Raw genomic sequence first — 18,386 nt, forward strand, 5'->3', positions numbered from 1 at the left:
AATGTAACGGCACGTTTTGTGAAAGGGTGAGCTTTAGTGGATGCATTAACGAAGATGTGGATTTCATTTGGTTCAATGGGGTTTATGTTTTTAGCAATTATCATTATTTATTTTAGCAGATACAAAATTTCAAATAAGATTTTAAAATTTATTACAGCATTTGCCGCTTATATTTTCATGATACTTGCAGGATTGATTATGCTGTGGGTCGTATTAAGCGGTCCAACGATGGAAGCCTGACCCGGGGGGATAAATAAATGTATAAACGTCTGATTGCACTAGCTGCGCTTTCAGTCCTATTAACAGGGTGTATGTTTCCTTCACAGGAAAGAGCGGGAAACGAAATCGCTTATGAAGAACAGATTGAAAGTGTGCAATCCGCTGTTGATCAGTACCAGGAAAGCACCGGCGGATTGTTACCGATCAAAACGGTGGAAAACGATACACCGATGTACAGGAAATATCAAATTGACTTCTCAATGCTGAAGCCGAGATTCATGGCTGAATTACCAGGGAATGCATTTGAAAATGGCGGTGTTTTTCAATATACACTGTTAAATGTAGAAGAAGACCCTACAGTCTATGTGTTTGATCTGAGAGTTGCAGAGATGATCCGGACAATCCAAATCAGAATACAGGCTAACAGGGGGATTCCATTTAAAGAACAGGTTGGAGATAATATGTACGCAATTGATTACTCCAAGCTTGGTTTTGATGAAGACCCGACAATTGTTAGTCCTTATACAGGTAATGAGCTTCCGTTTGTTGCAAGTGGTGACGGAACGATTTATTTAGACTATATTACTGATCTCTATCAGCTTACGCAGGATCAAGACCTTACTATACTGCAGGGTGAGCAGGATATACGTTCTATTTTGTTTGAAGATTCAAGGGTAGTGCCCGCTTACAGTGTGCCTTATTATGTAGGAGATGACATTGAAATCAAATATGGCAGAGAAGAAACCGGTTCTTAATGAGACCCGGTTTTTTTTGTTCTTTTTGCAGCATGTCCTCATAGAATATTAATGCGTGATGCTGAAACAGGGGGGCTTGCAGATGGAAAAACAAAATGTATTTGAACATATTGCAGAGAGAACCGGAGGGGATATTTACATTGGTGTGGTTGGACCGGTCAGGACCGGGAAATCGACATTTATTAAGAAAATGATGGAACTTGCCGTAATACCTCATATGAAAAATCCTGCAGAAAAAGAACGTGCCCAGGACGAACTTCCTCAAAGTGCAGCGGGACGGACGATTATGACAACTGAACCAAAGTTTATTCCGAATCAGGCAGTTAAAATTGCTGTGTCAGAAGGTTTAGAAGTCAATGTAAGAATGGTTGACTGTGTAGGCTATACGATACCGGGAGCTAAGGGTCATGAAGATGAATATGGTCCCAGAATGGTGCACACACCATGGTATGATGAACCGATTCCGTTTGACGAGGCTGCTGAAGCAGGTACAAGAAAAGTCATACAGGATCATTCAACGATCGGTGTAATGATGTCAACGGACGGAACGATCGGTGAGATACCGCGTGAAAGTTATGAAGAGACAGAGGAAAAAATTATTGCCGAGTTAAAAGAAGTCGGAAAGCCATTTATCATGGTGCTGAATAGTGCTAGACCTTATCAGGAACAGACAGAAACATTAAGAAGAGAATTACAGCTTAAATATGATATTCCGGTTGTTGCCATGAGTGTAGAGAGCATGCGTGAAGCGGATGTCATGATGGTATTAAAAGAGGCATTATATGAATTTCCTGTTTTAGAGGTAAATGTACAGCTTCCAGGATGGGTGATGGTGCTTGATCAGAATCACTGGTTGAGATCACACTTTGAAACTGCCATTGGTGATGTCATTCATGATATCAGAAGAATAAGAGATGTCGACAGGGTAGTAAGACAATTTGAAGAGTTCGATCACGTTGATGCTGCACAGCTCTCAGGAATGGATATGGGCGGAGGGGTTGCCAATATTGACCTCCATGCTCCAGAAGAATTGTATGATCAGGTCATTGAAGAACTGATCGGTGAACGCGTAACAGGAAAAGATCATTTCCTGTCACTAATAAAAGAGTATACTGAAGCGAAAAGGGAGTACGATCAATTTTCAGATGCATTGAAAATGGTCAGACAGACCGGATATGGAATCGCAGCCCCTGTATTGTCGGATATGAGTCTTGATGAACCGGAAATTATTCGTCAGGGTGCAAGATATGGTGTCAGACTGAAAGCAGTTGCCCCGTCCATTCACATGATTAAAGTTGATGTGGAGTCAGAGTTTTCACCAATTATCGGTACTGAAAAGCAAAGTGAAGAGTTAGTTCATTATTTAATGCAGGACTTTGAAGATGATCCTCTGTCGATCTGGAGCTCAGACATTTTTGGCCGAAGCTTAAGTTCGATTGTCAGAGAAGGCATTCAGGCAAAGCTTGCGATCATGCCAGAAAATGCAAGATACAAATTAAAAGAGACATTAGAAAGAGTGATTAATGAAGGTTCAGGCGGTATGATCGCGATTATACTTTAATCAGACGTTTGTAAACAGCCCGTTTTAAAGGGCTGTTTTTTTTTGAATGCCTATATATATATCGATTTAATGGTAAATTGCGATCTGATATGATATGATGCATATCTTACAAAAAAGGTCAGCACAAGCCTGGTCGATCCAAAATAAAAACCCTGTTATCAAGCGATATCTGAAGTGTTTCGGTATCAAAATCAGGTTTATTTTTCCTGAATGAGGAGATAATAAGAAGAGATTGCCAATAATTATCGTATTATTCTTGCTAATGTATTTTTTATATGATAATCTTTTAACAGAATTGATCTAAAACATTGATTCTATGGGCTTTTAAGCGATTTATTAAAATCGTGAAGATCCTTTTCAATGTTCACTAAGTAACAGAGACTTGCCCATAACTTTTTTGGGAGGAGGTGAATGACGTGAACAAGACTGAACTAATTAATGCAGTTGCTGAATCTGCTGAGCTTTCTAAGAAAGATGCAACTAAAGCAGTTGATGCAGTATTCGATACAGTACAAGATGCACTTGCTAAAGGTGATAAGGTACAACTGATCGGTTTTGGTAACTTCGAAGTACGCGAACGCGCAGCCCGTAAAGGCCGTAACCCGCAAACTGGTGAAGAAATCGAAATCTCAGCGAGCAAGGTGCCTGCTTTCAAACCAGGTAAAGCGCTAAAAGATGCTGTTAAATAATACATATCTTTAGCGAGGAAACCGCACAATTTGTGCGGTTTTTTATGTTATTGCAAACCATCCGCGCATTTACTGAGCAGTTGCCTTTGCGCCTGTTTCGTCCGTTGTGCTAATATGAAGTGAAATATAGCAGTGTAGGAGGATTGGACAATGGACCAAACAACTGAACAGTTAACAACTCTACCAGAAACGAATAATGGCCGGGTTGATCGCGAGAAGATACAAAAAGCAATTACAATGCTGCTTGAAGCAGTCGGGGAAGATCCTTCAAGAGAAGGCTTACTTGATACACCTAAAAGGGTTGCGAAAATGTATGAAGAAATGTTTTCAGGTCTTCATAGTGACCCAAAGGAATATTTCAAAACCGTTTTTAATGAAGACCATGAAGAACTGGTGTTTGTAAAAGATATTCCTTTTCATTCAATGTGTGAACATCACCTGGTACCGTTCTACGGGAAGGCACATGTTGCCTATCTGCCTAAGAACGGAAAAGTAACAGGTCTGAGTAAATTAGCCAGAGCTGTTGAAACAACGGCACGCAGACCTCAGCTGCAGGAGAGAATTACATCAACTGTTGCAGATGCAATCATGGAAATGCTGGCACCACATGGCGCATATGTCATCGTTGAAGCTGAGCATATGTGTATGACTATGCGGGGTGTTAAAAAGCCTGGCGCAAAAACAGTTACGACTGCTGCACGCGGTGTATATGAAGAAGATTCAGTACTCAGAAATGAAGTAATGACTCTTCTGAAGATGGATTAATAAAGGAGCGAATCTCTTTGAGTGACCAGAGTAATTTTATTAGCATCAAAGCGCTTGAAGATGGTGTAAATGTAATCGGGCTGACACGCGGCACGGATACAAAGTTCCATCATTCTGAGAAGCTTGATAAGGGTGAAGTGATGATCGCCCAGTTCACTGAGCATACCTCAGCTGTAAAGGTACGAGGAAAAGCTTCCATTTTGACTGCACATGGTGAAGTGCTCAGTGAAGAAAAAACAAAAAAATAAATTGAATGACTGAAGCCAGCAAGTGCTGGCTTCTTTTGACTTCACACCTCATGCAATTGGTATGCTATAATAGTATGGATTTCTAATACAAGTACAAATTACATGATTACATCCAAAGCAGCAATAATGCGGATAAAATAAGTGACTTACATACGAACTAACGAAACGGGGAGAGAACGATGAGCTTTAAACAATATGAGCGCTGGATGAATGAAACCGTGCAACACATATCCGATCAAATTCATCATCCATATCTTCATGCAGCAATCGGACAGCCTGAAATAGATATCGAAAGGCTGTCTCTGCTTTTACTCCCGTTTTATCTGAAAAATAAATATACAAAACTCGATCAATCATATGTGGCGACCGCCATATTGATTCAACAGGCGCTTGATACCCATGAAAAGGTTTCTTCTAATAATGAATCCCACCGGATGAAGCAGCTTACAGTGTTAGCCGGAGATTATTACAGCGGACTTTATTATAAAATACTATCTGATATACCTGATATAGAGCTGATCAGAAAAATTGCACGTGCGATTGAAGTAATCAATGAGCATAAAATTGAAATTTCTCCTGAGCACTCACTATCTGAAGATGAATATTTGCATAGTCTCACAAAGATTGAGTCATCAATCATTACAAGTCTTTTCAGACATCTTGAATTTCATGATCTGGTGCCTCTTGCTGAAAATCTGCTATTAATACAGCGATTAAAAAAAGAAGAAGCAGCTTATTCACAAGGGCAATTCTCGAGTTTGTTTTATTTTTTCAAGCACGGTAAGAACCATATCAAAACATCTGATTATTTAAGAACGTATAAAAACATCATTAAAAGAATTTCAGAAAAGGTCGAACATCAGGTAAAGGAACTTAACCTTCCTTCATCAACCAGAAACCTGCCGATCTTCAGCTCTTTTTATGAAAGATTGATTATGTATGCAGAGGAAGGGTAATTATGCAAACTGAGAAAGAACAAAAAGTGCATGGCGTATTTGAGAAAATACATGGCCGTTACGATAAAATGAATTCAATTATCAGCTTTCAGCAGCACGTCCGCTGGAGAAAGTATACGATGGAAAAAATGCAGGTCGCTAAAGGTTCGAAAGCACTCGATGTGTGCTGCGGAACAGCTGATTGGACAATTGCATTAGCTGAAGCTGCAGGTCCTGAAGGTCAGGTGATTGGGCTTGATTTCAGTAAGAATATGCTTAAAACAGGTCATGAGAAGGTTAAAAGCTATCCTCAGATTCAACTAATACACGGAAATGCGATGTCACTGCCATTTGAAGATGACTCATTTGATTATGTGACAATTGGCTTTGGGCTGAGAAATGTTCCTGATTATTTAGCAGTATTAAAAGAAATGAACAGAGTATTGAAACCTGGCGGAATGGCAGTTTGCCTCGAAACGTCTCAGCCGACACTGTCGGGATTCAGACAAGTTTACTATGCTTATTTCAAATACATTATGCCGGTATTTGGAAAACTTCTCGCTAAAAGCTATAATGAATACTCATGGCTGCAGGAATCAGCTAAAGACTTTCCGGGAGCCAAAGAGTTAGCGGATATGTTTGAAGACGCCGGTTTTACGAGTGTACATTTTAAACCTTTCAGTGGCGGAGCGGCAGCAATGCATATTGGCTATAAAAAAGCTCAAAATGTAGATTAGGTGGAAGTATAATGAAATTAACGATGCTTTATTCGTTTTTAAAAACGGATATCGAAGAGATAGAAAAAGAGCTGAGCCTTGCTATTCACTCAGATACTGCATTACTTAAAAATGCATCGCTGCACTTACTTCAGGCCGGAGGCAAAAGAATCCGACCTGTTTTTGTACTGCTTTCTGCAAAAACAGGACATTATGATATTCACAAAGTGAAAAACGCTGCTGTAGCGCTGGAGTTGATTCATATGGCATCTCTTGTCCATGATGATGTCATTGATAACGCGGATATGCGCAGAGGAAGAACCACGATCCAGGCAGAATGGAACAACCAGGTAGCGATGTATACAGGGGATTACATGTTTGCAAGGGCTTTAAACTATATGACTGTCATTAATGACCCGACAGCCCATAAAATACTGTCTGACGCGATTGTAGAGCTTTGTATTGGCGAAATCGCTCAGATTCAGGATAAGTATCGATTTAATCAAAGTCTGAAGGATTACTTCAGACGGATTAAAAGAAAAACAGCGCTTTTAATCGCAGTCAGCTGCCAGCTTGGTGCAGTAACCGGCGAAGCTAGTCCTGAAATTCAAAAGAAACTATATCGCTTTGGGTATTATGTTGGGATGGCTTATCAGATTACCGATGATATTCTTGATTTTACCGGTACTGAAAAAGAGCTTGGAAAACCTGCAGGAGGAGATCTGCTGCAAGGTAATATTACATTGCCTGTATTTTTTGCAATGGAAGATCAACAGCTTGCCAGTAAAATAAAAAAAGTTCATGAAGATATGTCTAAAGAGGATTTGCAGGTAATTATAGATGGAATCCTTCAGACAGACGCGATTAAGCGTTCATCAATGATCAGTCAGCAGTATCTGGTAAAAGCGCTTGAACAGCTTGATACAATTCCCCAGTCAAAAGCTAAAAAGTCATTGAGGGATATTGCGATTTTCATTGGTAAAAGAAAGTATTAATATGTAATGAAAACGTTGCCAAAAAATGAAATGAGTGATAATCTTTTATAGGGTCTTCTGAAGGCCGACATACATAGTTGGGGGAATAGGCGATGGAAAAGACATTTTTAATGGTTAAACCAGACGGTGTACAAAGAGGGTTAATTGGGGAAGTAATCAGCCGATTTGAAAGAAAAGGTTTTAAGTTGGCAGCAGGTAAACTGATGGTCATTTCAGATGATCTGGCTAAAAAGCATTACGGGGAACATGCAGATAAGCCGTTCTTTGGTGAACTGGTAGATTTCATTACATCAGGACCTGTTTTTGCAATGATCTGGGAAGGTGAAGATGTTGTAAAAACTGCGCGTCACATGATGGGTGCTACTAAGCCTAGTGAAGCTGACCTGGGCACGATCCGTGGTGATTATGGGCTGACAGTAGGGAAAAACATCATCCATGGTTCTGACTCTCTTGAAAGTGCAGAACGCGAGATGAATCTTTTCTTTGGTGAAAGTGCAGCACTTGAATATAAAAAGTCTAGTGATGAGTGGGTATATTAAGATTTAAAAGCACCTTAGCAGGTGCTTTTTTTAATGGCAATATTGTTCATTGTTTAATATAGTAATTTATAATAGGTTTTTACTAAATGAGGTGTATGATATGTCAAATGACTATGCAGGGTTTGTAACATATATAAAACATAAAACAGGAATCGATCTGGCGCTATATAAAGAAGCTCAAATGAAAAGGCGCTTAACATCTCTTTATGAAAAAAAGGGTTTTCGTTCATTTAATGATTTTTCATCTGCACTTTCTTCTGAACGTGAATTAATGGATGAATTTTTAGATAGAATGACCATTAACGTTTCAGAGTTTTACCGGAACCATAAGAGGTGGGAAGTTCTCGAAAACAATATTTTACCGGAGCTGCTAAAAATAAATCGTCCTCTGAAGGTATGGAGTGCAGCCTGTTCAACAGGAGAAGAGCCATATTCGCTTGCGATGGTTTTAAATCAGTTTAAAAAAGGAAGCTTCACAAATGTCCTTGCTACTGATCTTGACCGGCTGGCGCTTGAGAAAGCTAAAATCGGTCTGTATGCTGAAAGGGCACTGGGTGAAGTCCCGCAGCAGATCAGACAAAAGTATTTTACAAAACAGGGTGCTTTTTATAAAGTTTCAGACGAGATTAAACATAATGTGGTATTCAAACAGCAAAACCTCTTAAATGACCGTTTTGATAGCGGATTTGATCTGATTGTCTGTCGTAATGTGATGATTTACTTTACTGAAGAAGCAAAAGAAGAACTTTACTTTAAGTTCAGTAAAGCTTTACGGAGCGGCGGTGTTTTATTTGTAGGAAGTACAGAACAGATATTTAATCCGTCTAAATACGGCTTAGAATCAGTCGAAACTTTTTTTTACCGAAAAATTTGAATTTGCCCGATAATTTCTCTACTTACATATTAAAAAATATGTTAGACTGTACAAATATCACTTTAGCGAGTTGAAGGAGGAAAGCGTTATGATGAGATACTTAACAGCAGGTGAATCACATGGACCACAACTTACTACAATCATTGAAGGTCTTCCTGCAGGTCTCGCACTTGAAGCGTCTGACATTGATGAACATCTAGCAAGAAGACAAAAAGGTTACGGCCGTGGAAGAAGAATGCAAATAGAAACTGACCGTGCGCAAATCATGAGTGGTGTTAGGCATGGTAAAACGCTCGGTTCCCCAATCGCGCTGGTCGTTGAAAATAAAGACTGGACACACTGGACTAAGATCATGGGTGCAGAGCCTTTGACTGACGATGAAGAAAAAGAAGTAAGACGTAAAATTACAAGACCAAGACCGGGACATGCCGACTTAAACGGCGGCATTAAATATGGTCATCGGGATATGCGTAATGTACTGGAAAGGTCTTCTGCAAGAGAAACAACTGTGAGAGTGGCAGCTGGTGCACTTGCCCAAAAAATTCTAAAGGATCTTGGCATTAACATTGCCTGTCACGTAAAAGAAATTGGCGGGGTAATTGCAGAAGAACATTCTGGTTTGACTGCTGCTGAAATTCGTGAGAAATCTGAAGAAAGCGAAGTACGCTGCGTTGACCCTGAAGCTTCAGAACAAATGAAGCAGGCCATTGATGCTGCTAAGAAAAATGGCGATTCAATAGGTGGCGTTGTGGAAGTCATTGTTGAGAATGTCCCTGCCGGTTTAGGCAGCTATGTTCATTACGATAAAAAGCTTGATTCAAAAATTGCTGCAGCGATTATGAGCATTAATGCTTTTAAAGGTGTGGAATTTGGATTAGGTTTTGATATGGCAAGACTTCCAGGAAGTAAAGTACATGATGAAATTGCCTGGTCAGAAGATAGAGGTTATTACAGAAAATCAAACAGGCTCGGTGGATTTGAAGGCGGTATGACAACTGGCATGCCGATTGTTGTCAAAGGGGTTATGAAGCCGATTCCGACTCTTTACAAGCCGCTTGAAAGTGTTGATATTGATTCGAAAGAACCTTTCAGTGCGAGTATTGAACGTTCTGATAGCTGTGCTGTACCTGCAGCTGCAGTTGTAGCTGAAGCGGTTGTAGCCTGGGAAATTGCATCTGCAATATGTGATCAATTTAACAGCGACCGTTTTGAGCAATTAAAAGAATCAGTTGAAGAACACAGAGCATACGCAAAGGATTATTAATATGGAGCAATTAATGATCAATGCAGGGAATGCATACCCGGTCTTAATTGGTAAGGGTGCTCTATCTGAATCAAATCGTGTGATTAAGGAGTTGCAGCCTGCAGTCTCGTCAATATTAATACTGATTGATGAACAGGTTTATGAACTTCATAAGGAATATATAGACCTGCATATTCCTTATAATGCGCTCTACATCCTTCCTTCAGGAGAAAAAGCAAAGTCGTTTGCCATCTATGAAAAAGCAATGGGTGCTGCACTTGAAGCAGGGCTTGACAGGCATTCATTGATTGTTGCATGTGGCGGTGGAGCGACAGGCGACTTGGCAGGGTTTACTGCTGCAACTTATATGAGAGGCATCAGATACATTCAAATTCCAACGACCATTCTCGCTCATGACAGCGCTGTTGGCGGCAAAACGGCGATTAATCACCCGCTGGGCAAGAATATGACGGGCTGTTTCCATCAGCCATCAGCAGTCATTTATGACAGTCTTTTTCTGGATACACTTCCTCTCAGAGAAGTCAGATCTGGATTTGCTGAAGTTATTAAGCATGCGCTGATTGCAGACCAGGAATTTCTATCAGAAATCATGAACGAAGTGACTGATCTTAACAATCTTGACGGCAGCTTCTTACAGTATGCTCTAAAAAAAGGTATTCAGATTAAAGGAAACATTGTCAGTCAGGATGAACGCGAACAAAACATCCGTGCGTACCTGAACTTCGGTCACACCTATGGACATGCTGTAGAAGCGTGGTCAGGTTTTGGTGATAAGCTGCATGGAGAATCTGTCATGATTGGTATGATCTATGCGCTGTTATTAAGTGAAAAAAAGTCAGGGCTCGACTTAGATATTGATCAATTTATCCAATGGGTTACCTCTATTGGATATGAGATTCAAACCGAAGCACCTTTTGAAGAACTGTTAAATCTCATTAAAAAAGATAAGAAAAACCTGAACAGCCGTATTCGTTTTGTGTTACTGAAAGCAGTTGGAGAACCGGTCCTTGAAAATATCGATCCTTCTGAGCTTGAGGATATTCATTTTTTATTAAAGCAAAAGGGGGAGATCCAGTGATACGCGGAATCAGAGGCGCTACAACAGTAGACAGTGATCAGCAGGAGTCGATTGTAAGTGCAACCTATTTTCTCCTGGCAGAAATGATCGAGAAAAATCATATCGATCCTGAAGATACAGCTTCAGTGTTTATCTCAACAACAGATGATATCAGTTCTGTATTTCCCGCCAAAGCTTTAAGACAAATTGAAGGCTGGGAATATGTACCTGTCATGTGCATGAGGGAGATTCCTGTTAAGGATGCACTGCCACTCTGCATCAGGGTGATGGTACACGTGAATACAAAGAAGAAGCAAAAAGAGATTCAGCATATCTACCACCACGAAGCTGTAAAATTGCGCCCGGATCTTGTGGGTGCAAATAGAAAGGCGGATTCATGATGTATATAAAAGATCAAGTAAAAAAACTGACACCGTATAAACCTGGAAAAACAGTAGATGACGTTAAAAAAGAACTCGGTCTGAGTGAAATCATTAAGCTTGCATCTAATGAAAATCCATTTGGGAGCTCTCAAAAAGTGGGAGAAGCCCTTACCGCTCATGCGATGAATTATGCAATCTACCCGGACGGAGGCGGATCCGTCCTCAGAGGGGCACTGGCTGATTTCTATCAGCTGCCTGGCAATCAGTTTATATTAGGTAATGGATCAGATGAAATCATTCAGATTATATCAAGAGCAATGCTTGACTCTTCGAAAAATACCGTAATGGCTGCTCCGACTTTTCCTCAATATAAACATAATGCAGTGATTGAAGGAGCAGAAGTAATTGAAATTCCGCTCATTAATGGAAGACATAACCTTGATGAAATGGCTCAGGCGGTAAATGAAGACACTGCCGTTGTATGGGTTTGCAGTCCAAATAACCCAACAGGTATCAGCATCAGTGACCACGACCTAAAACAGTTTTTAAATAAAATCCCACAGGATGTAGTGGTGGTTCTGGATGAAGCTTATTTTGAATATGTAACTGCTGATGATTATTACAATGCGCTGGAATTAATTCAGGATTATCCTAATTTGATTGTCACAAGAACATTTTCAAAAGCTTATGGACTTGCCGGCTTCAGAGTAGGCTACGGAATTGCACAACCGGAGTTAATTCAGGCCCTTGAGCCTGTTCGAGAGCCTTTTAATACAAACTCATTGGCACACCTTGCAGCGGCATCTGCAATGAAAGACCAGCAATTTATTCAATATTGCAGGGAACAGAACAGAGAAGGCATAGAAAAGTTTGAACAGTTCTGTACTGAACATGGATTAAGTTATTTTCCTTCACAGGGTAATTTTATTCTCGTTCATTTTAATAGAGACGCTGATGAGATGTTTCAGGCATTAATGCAAAAAGGGATTATTGCCAGAAGCGGACAAGCACTTGGATACCCAAAAAGCTTAAGAATTACTATCGGAACAGGCGAGCAAGTGGATAAAACGCTCGAGTCAATTCGTGAGATCATAACGCAATAAAGGGTGTGAAGGTATGAAAGGAAATGTTTTAATTGTCGGGCTGGGGCTGATAGGAGGCTCCATCGGTCTTTCTATCCTGAAAGAATACCCTGAAGCAAAAGTGACAGGTTATGATATATTGCCGGAGGAAATGAAGCTTGCCAAGGCACTTCATGCAATCAGCCACACATCAACATCACTTGAAAATGATGCGGAGCAGGCTGATTTAATCATTATCTGCACACCGGTGAATGAAACTGAGAAGCTGATGAATGCACTGTCAGAACTAACGCTTAAGCCCGGTGTGATTATAACAGATGTAGGCAGTACCAAGAAGAAAATTATGAATTCAAGTCATGTTTTATCTGAAAAAGGAGTGACTTTTATCGGTGGTCACCCAATGGCCGGCTCCCATAAAAGTGGTGTATCTGCTGCAAAAGCATTTTTATTTGAGAACGCTTTTTACCTCCTGACACCAGGAGACACAGTTTCACAGGAAAGTGTCGACAAATTAAAAATGTGGCTGATTGGAACCCGTGCGAAATTTTTGGAAGTAAAACCTGAAGAGCATGACCATATAACAGGGATCGTCAGTCATTTTCCACATATTATTGCTTCTTCTCTCGTCCATCAGGTGAAGCAGAACTACCAGAAACAACCGCTGATCTCAAGTCTCGCAGCAGGGGGGTTCAGAGACATCTCAAGGATTGCGTCTTCAAATCCGTCCATGTGGAGGGATATCACACTTCATAATATAGATACGTTAAAAGACCTGGTGAAAGAATGGCAGCAGGAAATGAACAGGGTGATTGATCTGCTTGAAGAAAACAGCCCTGATGAGATTTATGACTATTTTTCTGAAGCAAAAGTATTCAGGGATTCCATGCCGATTCTTCAAAAAGGTGCGATTCCGTCTTTTTATGATCTATTTGTAGACGTCCCGGATTATCCTGGTGTAATCTCAGAGATTACCGGTCTGCTTGCGAAAGAAGAAATCAGTATCGTTAACTTGAGAATTATGGAAACAAGAGAAGATATATACGGTGTGCTGACGATCAGCTTTCAGACAGAAGAGGATCGAAAGCGTGGCGCAGACTGTATATCAGCTGTTACAGACTATGATGTATTTACAGTATAGAAAACATATAGAGGAGTTTTTTGATGAAAACACTTCAATTTAAAAACCCTTCTGTTCAGGGGGAGCTGAAAGTACCCGGTGACAAATCAATCTCTCACAGATCGATTATGTTTGGTGCAATTTCTGAGGGTGTAACAAAGGTAACAGGATTTCTCAAAGGAGATGACTGTCTCAGTACAATCGATTGCTTTAGAAAAATGGGTGTCAATATTACTGAGAAAAATGATGAGATCCTGATTGAAGGTAAAGGATTTTCAGGTCTGCAGGAACCAAATGAAATTTTATACACCGGTAATTCCGGGACAACTACCAGACTGCTGCTCGGTATTCTGGCTGGACTTCCATTTCATTCCGTTGTAACTGGAGATGAGTCTATTGCAAAGCGCCCGATGAATCGTGTCACAGACCCTCTGAAGCAGATGGGGGCAAAAATCGATGGCAGAGATCACGGGAATTTAACCCCTCTATCTGTCAGAGGCGGTACCCTAAAGCCTTTTCATTATAAGCTGCCAGTAGCAAGTGCGCAGTTAAAATCTGCTTTAATCCTTGCCGGTCTTCAGTCTGAAGGGGAAACAGTCATTGTGGAACCTGAGAAGACGAGAGACCATACTGAAAAAATGATCCGTCATTTCGGAGGTGAGATCTCAAGAGAAGAAAATCGCATTAAAGTAAGTGGTAACCAGGCTTTTCAAGCGAAAGATGTACACGTTCCGGGTGATATTTCATCTGCGGCCTTTTTCCTAACCGCTGCAGCGATTACAAGCGGCAGTAATCTTTTACTTAAGGATGTAGGAATTAACGAAACAAGGACCGGCATTATTGATGTCTTAAAAGAAATGCAGGCAAACGTCAGTGTGTCACAGACCAACAATGATGAAGAGCCTCTCGGTGACATCTCAATGACAAGCAGCGGCCTTAAAAGCTGTGAAATTGGCGGAGAACTAATTCCAAGGCTGATTGATGAAATTCCGATCATTGCACTCCTCGCTACGCAGGCAGATGGTCAGACAGTGATCAGGGATGCAGAGGAACTGAAAGTAAAAGAAACAAACCGGATTGATGCTGTCGTTGAAGAACTTAAAAAGCTTGGGGCAGATATTCATGCAACAGATGACGGAATGATTATTAACGGACCGGTCAAGCTGCATGGAGGACAGGCGGATTCCAGGGGTGATCACCGGATCGGTATGATGCTTGCAGTTGCTTCGCTGATAACAGAAGACGCGGTACATGTTGAAAATCCTGAGTGTATCAGTGTTTCATATCCATCATTTTTTGAGGACCTGTCATATGTAACAAATCAGGTCCGGAATTAAAAGAGCAGAATATTCTGCTCTTTTTATATGGAAAAAAAGGGTTTTGAAAAGATAAAGCGAATGAGTATGTATAAGGGGTTATAGTTGAATCTGAACCTAAGTTCTCTTATTCTTTTATGAGATAAGTACGAAATGAGGTTTTAAAATGAATGAACTACAAAAAATGATTGAGTATCTTCATGCAGGCAGTCTTGAAGATGCGATGCAAATATTCCATGACTTAAAGAGAAGTGGATCTGATGAAGAAAAATACGAGGCTGCTGAAGCCCTCTACAGTCTTGGATTTCAGGAAAAAAGCATAGAGCTGTATGAAGATTTACTTGAGCTTTATCCTGAAGAAACAGAACTGGTGATATTAAAAGCTGAAGCCCATGCGGAGATTGACCAGATTGAGGAAGCAATGGTCCTGCTTGAGCAAATCAATCATTCAAGTGAGTTTTACGCACGTGCAATGCTCCTATCAGCTGACCTTTATCATATGCAGGGTCTGCATGAGGTAAGTGAGCAGAAACTGCTTCAGGCTTATGAAGCTGATAAAAAAGAAGAAGTTATACAATTTGCTTTAGCTGAGTTTTATATTCAGCAGGGAAGATTCTTAGAAGCGATCAGGTTTTATAAAATGTTATCTGAACCTGAGATTGCAGGCGTACTGATCAGCAAGCGCCTTGGTGAATGCTACAGCGCGGGCGGATCATTTGAAGAAGCCCTTTCTTATTATGAGGAGGCGCTCGAACATGAAAGAGATGCAGAGACGCTTTTCCAGTATGGTTTTACAGCCTATCAGGCGGGACATCATATCACTGCTGCAGAGATGTTTGAAGAGTTAATTGAACTTGATCCGGAATATCACAGTGCATATAAACTGCTCGCTCATGCTTATGAGCATGAAGAGGATATTGTAAAAGCACTTGAAGCTGCTGAGAAAGGTGTAAAAAGTGATCCTTTCAACAAGGAGCTCTTTTTAACAGCAGGTAAATTATCATTAAAATCAGGTGATGAGCTAAATGCAGAGCAGCATTTAAGACAGGCCATTGCAATTGATCCTGATTACCTTGAAGCTGCATTAATTTTAAATAAAATTCTGTTAAGGCAGGAAAAGCCTGACGAATGTCTTGAAATTATCCATACTGTGAGGGAATCAGGAGAAGATGATCCTCAATTCTTATGGGACGCAGCGAAAGCTTATGAATTAAGAGAAGATTTTTCTGAAGCAGCAGAAGAATATAAAAAAGCGTATGTGGTATATAATGATCATAGTGATTTCCTTGAGGATTATGGAAAATTCCTGTTAGAAGAAGGCAGACACAAGGAGGCGCTCGAAATATATCTGAAGCTTTCTAAGAAAGATCCTGCTAATGAAGAGTGGCAGCTGAATATAGAACATTTAAGTCAGGAATAAAAGGAGGGATTGGCTTGGCCCCATCCATTTCAGCAGATGAGAAAAAAGACTTTATCAAATGGTTTTTGCAGCATTATCAGTTGAAAAAGAGAGAATCAGTCTGGATTATGAATTATTTGCTGAGCCATGAGCAGTTGATAGAGAATCTGCACTTTGTAGAAGATGCCAGATATTGTCCGCGTGGAATTGTGATGTCGACAGCATGCAGTGAGGAAGTACCCTTCAGATTCTATAAGGGACAGGTCATGACAACTGATGCAGAGAAATCCTTTCATGATATCAGGCTCCATCGTGAAGAAGACTTATATGTTCAGCTGAACTTCGATTCAGCCTATTCATCATACCAGTATGCAGCCGTATTGGAAGATAACCCATATACACCGAAAGAAAGTCAGCTGTCCAAGAAAGAAAAAGAGCTCGCAGAACAATTTCTGACTGACAGTATTTCTGCGAATCAGCGCACACAGCTGATGAAAGAGATCGATGAAGCATTGGACCGGCATGATGAAGACAGGTTCAGACAGCTGACAGAAAGATTAAAAAGTCTTACTTGAAATATAGACAGCGCCTGCTGTCTATATTTTTTATGCTACAATTTACTAGAACATGATAAAAGGAGAGATAAAATGATCTGGAATACAAAAGATATAGAGCTGTTTTTTCAGGAACAAAAATATATAGATACTGCAGTTGTGCCGTTACTACCAGTCAGTTTTGGTGACCAGGCAAAGCAGGAAGCTGATCAGGCGGAATTTATTCCGCTGGTAACGGCTATGCTTGAGAAGCAATTTAAAGGCCGTATGATGCTGCTGCCGCCTTTTACATACTTTTCGTCAGAAGATCAGGCACAAAGGAAAGCAAGAATGGAAGAATGGGCAAACACATTGGAAGGTAACGGCTTTGATCACATTTTTCTTGTCACTTCCGATCCATTTTGGAGAGAGGTAGAAGCGGGACTGCCGGCAGATTTAATATGGCTTCCATCTATTCCGATGGAGCATATGGAAGGAAAGTATAAGCAAAAAATCATAGAAGATCAGGTCAGCCAACTGTTGAAAATTGTCGTGGGGAAATGGCAGGCGAACTAACGTTCAAAAAAACTTCACATAGTTGAAATGAAAAGGTTTAACGGATTATTGACCTTGATAATATATTGATATATCATGAATATGTCCTAGTTATATATTTGTGCGAAAAATGTCCGAGGGACTGACCTGACGGTAGAGGGGGGAAATTAATGAGTAATCAGCGTGTTTCACGTCGTCAATTTTTAAACTATACATTAACTGGTGTAGGCGGTTTCATGGCTGCAGGAATGCTTATGCCTATGGTGCGTTTTGCGATTGATCCTGTTTTAACTGCTGAAGCTGGAGGGGATTTTATCTCAACTGGTACTTCAGTTGATGAATTGAGTGACGTACCAACCCGCGTAGACTTTTCTTACGAACAGGTAGACGCATGGTATACGTCCGAAGTCACTCAGACTGCTTGGGTTTATCTTGATGAAAATCAGGAAGTAGTTGCACTTAACCCAACATGTAAACACTTAGGCTGTACAGTTAACTGGGAAGGAAGAGAAAGTGATCCTAACAGATTCTTCTGCCCTTGCCACAATGGATTGTATGAAAAGTCCGGTAAGAACGTACCGGGAACGCCACCGACTGCTCCACTTGACATGTTCGAGACGAGAGTATCTGATGATGGCATCTTGCAGCTTGGACAAGTTGTTCCAAACACAATTGCATAGTAAAGGAGGCGTAATGGGTGCTTAATAAGATTTATGATTGGGTAGATGAACGGTTGGATATTACCCCAATGTGGCGTGACATTGCTGACCACGAAGTGCCAGAGCACGTTAACCCGGCTCACCACTTCTCAGCTTTCGTATACTGCTTCGGCGGATTGACATTCTTCGTAACCGTTATACAGATCTTATCCGGAATGTTTTTGACCATGTATTATGTACCGGATATCGAAAATGCATGGCGTTCAGTTTATTACTTACAAAATGAAGTTGCCTTCGGCGTAATCGTCCGCGGGATGCACCACTGGGGAGCCAGTCTTGTTATTGTCATGATGTTTCTTCATACTTTACGGGTGTTCTTCACAGGTGCCTACAAAAAACCACGTGAGCTTAACTGGGTAGTAGGCGTACTTATTTTCTTCGTTATGCTTGGACTAGGTTTCACAGGTTATCTTCTGCCTTGGGATATGAAAGCTCTATTTGCAACTAAGGTAGGTATTGAAATTGCTGCTGCAACACCACTGATTGGTGAGCAGATCCGTGTTCTATTAGCAGGAGATGCGAGCATACTGGGTGCTCAGACATTAACCAGATTCTTTGCGATTCACGTATTCTTCCTGCCAGGTGCACTACTTGGTCTGATGGCAGCCCACTTTATTATGATTCGTAAGCAGGGTATCTCAGGACCGCTATAAAATAGCAAAACA

General features: G+C 40.7%; 22 protein-coding genes. All 22 read left to right on the forward strand.

What is annotated here, in order from left to right; translation table 11 throughout:
* The first annotated feature begins 54 nt into the window (after window positions 1–54).
* The 22 genes from ACH6CZ_RS02475 (at window position 55) to qcrB (ending at window position 18,374) form a co-directional block, all read left to right on the forward strand.
* On the forward strand, window positions 55–240 hold the full coding sequence (locus ACH6CZ_RS02475) for a DUF2768 domain-containing protein (protein ID WP_374096503.1): 186 nt from the start codon (window positions 55–57) through the stop codon (window positions 238–240).
* Between the two features lie 17 nt (window positions 241–257).
* Window positions 258–974 carry a hypothetical protein gene (locus ACH6CZ_RS02480; protein ID WP_374095839.1) on the forward strand — a complete coding sequence of 239 codons (717 nt, stop codon included), beginning with the start codon at window positions 258–260 and terminating at the stop codon, window positions 972–974.
* Between the two features lie 82 nt (window positions 975–1,056).
* Window positions 1,057–2,535: a stage IV sporulation protein A gene (spoIVA, locus tag ACH6CZ_RS02485; RefSeq protein ID WP_374095840.1), complete on the forward strand. Its 1,479-nt coding sequence runs from the start codon at window positions 1,057–1,059 to the stop codon at window positions 2,533–2,535.
* Between the two features lie 416 nt (window positions 2,536–2,951).
* Complete coding sequence (locus ACH6CZ_RS02490) at window positions 2,952–3,224, forward strand: HU family DNA-binding protein (protein ID WP_039809415.1); 273 nt, start codon at window positions 2,952–2,954, stop codon at window positions 3,222–3,224.
* 150 nt (window positions 3,225–3,374) lie between these two features.
* Window positions 3,375–3,989 carry a GTP cyclohydrolase I FolE gene (folE, locus tag ACH6CZ_RS02495; RefSeq protein WP_374095841.1) on the forward strand — a complete coding sequence of 205 codons (615 nt, stop codon included), beginning with the start codon at window positions 3,375–3,377 and terminating at the stop codon, window positions 3,987–3,989.
* A gap of 11 nt (window positions 3,990–4,000) precedes the next feature.
* Window positions 4,001–4,237: a trp RNA-binding attenuation protein MtrB gene (mtrB, locus tag ACH6CZ_RS02500; RefSeq protein WP_374096504.1), complete on the forward strand. Its 237-nt coding sequence runs from the start codon at window positions 4,001–4,003 to the stop codon at window positions 4,235–4,237.
* A gap of 179 nt (window positions 4,238–4,416) precedes the next feature.
* Window positions 4,417–5,193, forward strand: a complete 777-nt coding sequence (locus ACH6CZ_RS02505; RefSeq protein WP_374095842.1) for a heptaprenyl diphosphate synthase component 1 — start codon at window positions 4,417–4,419, stop codon at window positions 5,191–5,193.
* A 2-nt stretch (window positions 5,194–5,195) separates the two neighbouring features.
* Window positions 5,196–5,909: a demethylmenaquinone methyltransferase gene (locus ACH6CZ_RS02510; RefSeq protein WP_374095843.1), complete on the forward strand. Its 714-nt coding sequence runs from the start codon at window positions 5,196–5,198 to the stop codon at window positions 5,907–5,909.
* Between the two features lie 11 nt (window positions 5,910–5,920).
* Window positions 5,921–6,883 carry a heptaprenyl diphosphate synthase component II gene (gene hepT, locus ACH6CZ_RS02515; protein ID WP_374095844.1) on the forward strand — a complete coding sequence of 321 codons (963 nt, stop codon included), beginning with the start codon at window positions 5,921–5,923 and terminating at the stop codon, window positions 6,881–6,883.
* A gap of 92 nt (window positions 6,884–6,975) precedes the next feature.
* Window positions 6,976–7,422 carry a nucleoside-diphosphate kinase gene (gene ndk, locus ACH6CZ_RS02520; RefSeq protein ID WP_374095845.1) on the forward strand — a complete coding sequence of 149 codons (447 nt, stop codon included), beginning with the start codon at window positions 6,976–6,978 and terminating at the stop codon, window positions 7,420–7,422.
* 100 nt (window positions 7,423–7,522) lie between these two features.
* The gene (locus ACH6CZ_RS02525; protein ID WP_374095846.1) at window positions 7,523–8,296 is read left to right on the forward strand and encodes a CheR family methyltransferase; all 774 of its coding nucleotides are present in this window, start codon (window positions 7,523–7,525) and stop codon (window positions 8,294–8,296) included.
* A gap of 91 nt (window positions 8,297–8,387) precedes the next feature.
* Window positions 8,388–9,560: a chorismate synthase gene (gene aroC / locus ACH6CZ_RS02530; protein WP_374096505.1), complete on the forward strand. Its 1,173-nt coding sequence runs from the start codon at window positions 8,388–8,390 to the stop codon at window positions 9,558–9,560.
* Window position 9,561: 1 nt separating this feature from the next.
* Entirely contained in the window at window positions 9,562–10,638 is a 1,077-nt protein-coding gene (aroB, locus tag ACH6CZ_RS02535) for a 3-dehydroquinate synthase (protein ID WP_374095847.1), read from the forward strand.
* On the forward strand, window positions 10,635–11,018 hold the full coding sequence (gene aroH, locus ACH6CZ_RS02540; RefSeq protein ID WP_374095848.1) for a chorismate mutase: 384 nt from the start codon (window positions 10,635–10,637) through the stop codon (window positions 11,016–11,018). Before aroB ends, aroH begins: the two co-directional genes overlap by 4 nt.
* Window positions 11,018–12,103 carry a histidinol-phosphate transaminase gene (gene hisC, locus ACH6CZ_RS02545; protein WP_374095849.1) on the forward strand — a complete coding sequence of 362 codons (1,086 nt, stop codon included), beginning with the start codon at window positions 11,018–11,020 and terminating at the stop codon, window positions 12,101–12,103. Before aroH ends, hisC begins: the two co-directional genes overlap by 1 nt.
* 13 nt (window positions 12,104–12,116) lie before the next feature.
* On the forward strand, window positions 12,117–13,220 hold the full coding sequence (locus ACH6CZ_RS02550; RefSeq protein ID WP_374095850.1) for a prephenate dehydrogenase: 1,104 nt from the start codon (window positions 12,117–12,119) through the stop codon (window positions 13,218–13,220).
* A gap of 23 nt (window positions 13,221–13,243) precedes the next feature.
* Window positions 13,244–14,536 carry a 3-phosphoshikimate 1-carboxyvinyltransferase gene (gene aroA, locus ACH6CZ_RS02555; RefSeq protein WP_374095851.1) on the forward strand — a complete coding sequence of 431 codons (1,293 nt, stop codon included), beginning with the start codon at window positions 13,244–13,246 and terminating at the stop codon, window positions 14,534–14,536.
* A 145-nt stretch (window positions 14,537–14,681) separates the two neighbouring features.
* Entirely contained in the window at window positions 14,682–15,935 is a 1,254-nt protein-coding gene (locus ACH6CZ_RS02560; protein WP_374095852.1) for a tetratricopeptide repeat protein, read from the forward strand.
* A gap of 14 nt (window positions 15,936–15,949) precedes the next feature.
* The gene (locus tag ACH6CZ_RS02565) at window positions 15,950–16,489 is read left to right on the forward strand and encodes a ReoY family proteolytic degradation factor (protein ID WP_374095853.1); all 540 of its coding nucleotides are present in this window, start codon (window positions 15,950–15,952) and stop codon (window positions 16,487–16,489) included.
* A gap of 72 nt (window positions 16,490–16,561) precedes the next feature.
* Complete coding sequence (locus ACH6CZ_RS02570) at window positions 16,562–17,023, forward strand: YpiF family protein (protein WP_374095854.1); 462 nt, start codon at window positions 16,562–16,564, stop codon at window positions 17,021–17,023.
* A 149-nt stretch (window positions 17,024–17,172) separates the two neighbouring features.
* Window positions 17,173–17,682 carry a QcrA and Rieske domain-containing protein gene (locus ACH6CZ_RS02575; protein WP_374095855.1) on the forward strand — a complete coding sequence of 170 codons (510 nt, stop codon included), beginning with the start codon at window positions 17,173–17,175 and terminating at the stop codon, window positions 17,680–17,682.
* Between the two features lie 17 nt (window positions 17,683–17,699).
* Complete coding sequence (qcrB, locus tag ACH6CZ_RS02580) at window positions 17,700–18,374, forward strand: menaquinol-cytochrome c reductase cytochrome b subunit (RefSeq protein ID WP_374095856.1); 675 nt, start codon at window positions 17,700–17,702, stop codon at window positions 18,372–18,374.
* Window positions 18,375–18,386: the final 12 nt, after the last annotated feature.

The organism is Jeotgalibacillus sp. JSM ZJ347 (assembly GCF_044383825.1).
Classification (GTDB): domain Bacteria; phylum Bacillota; class Bacilli; order Bacillales; family Jeotgalibacillaceae; genus Jeotgalibacillus.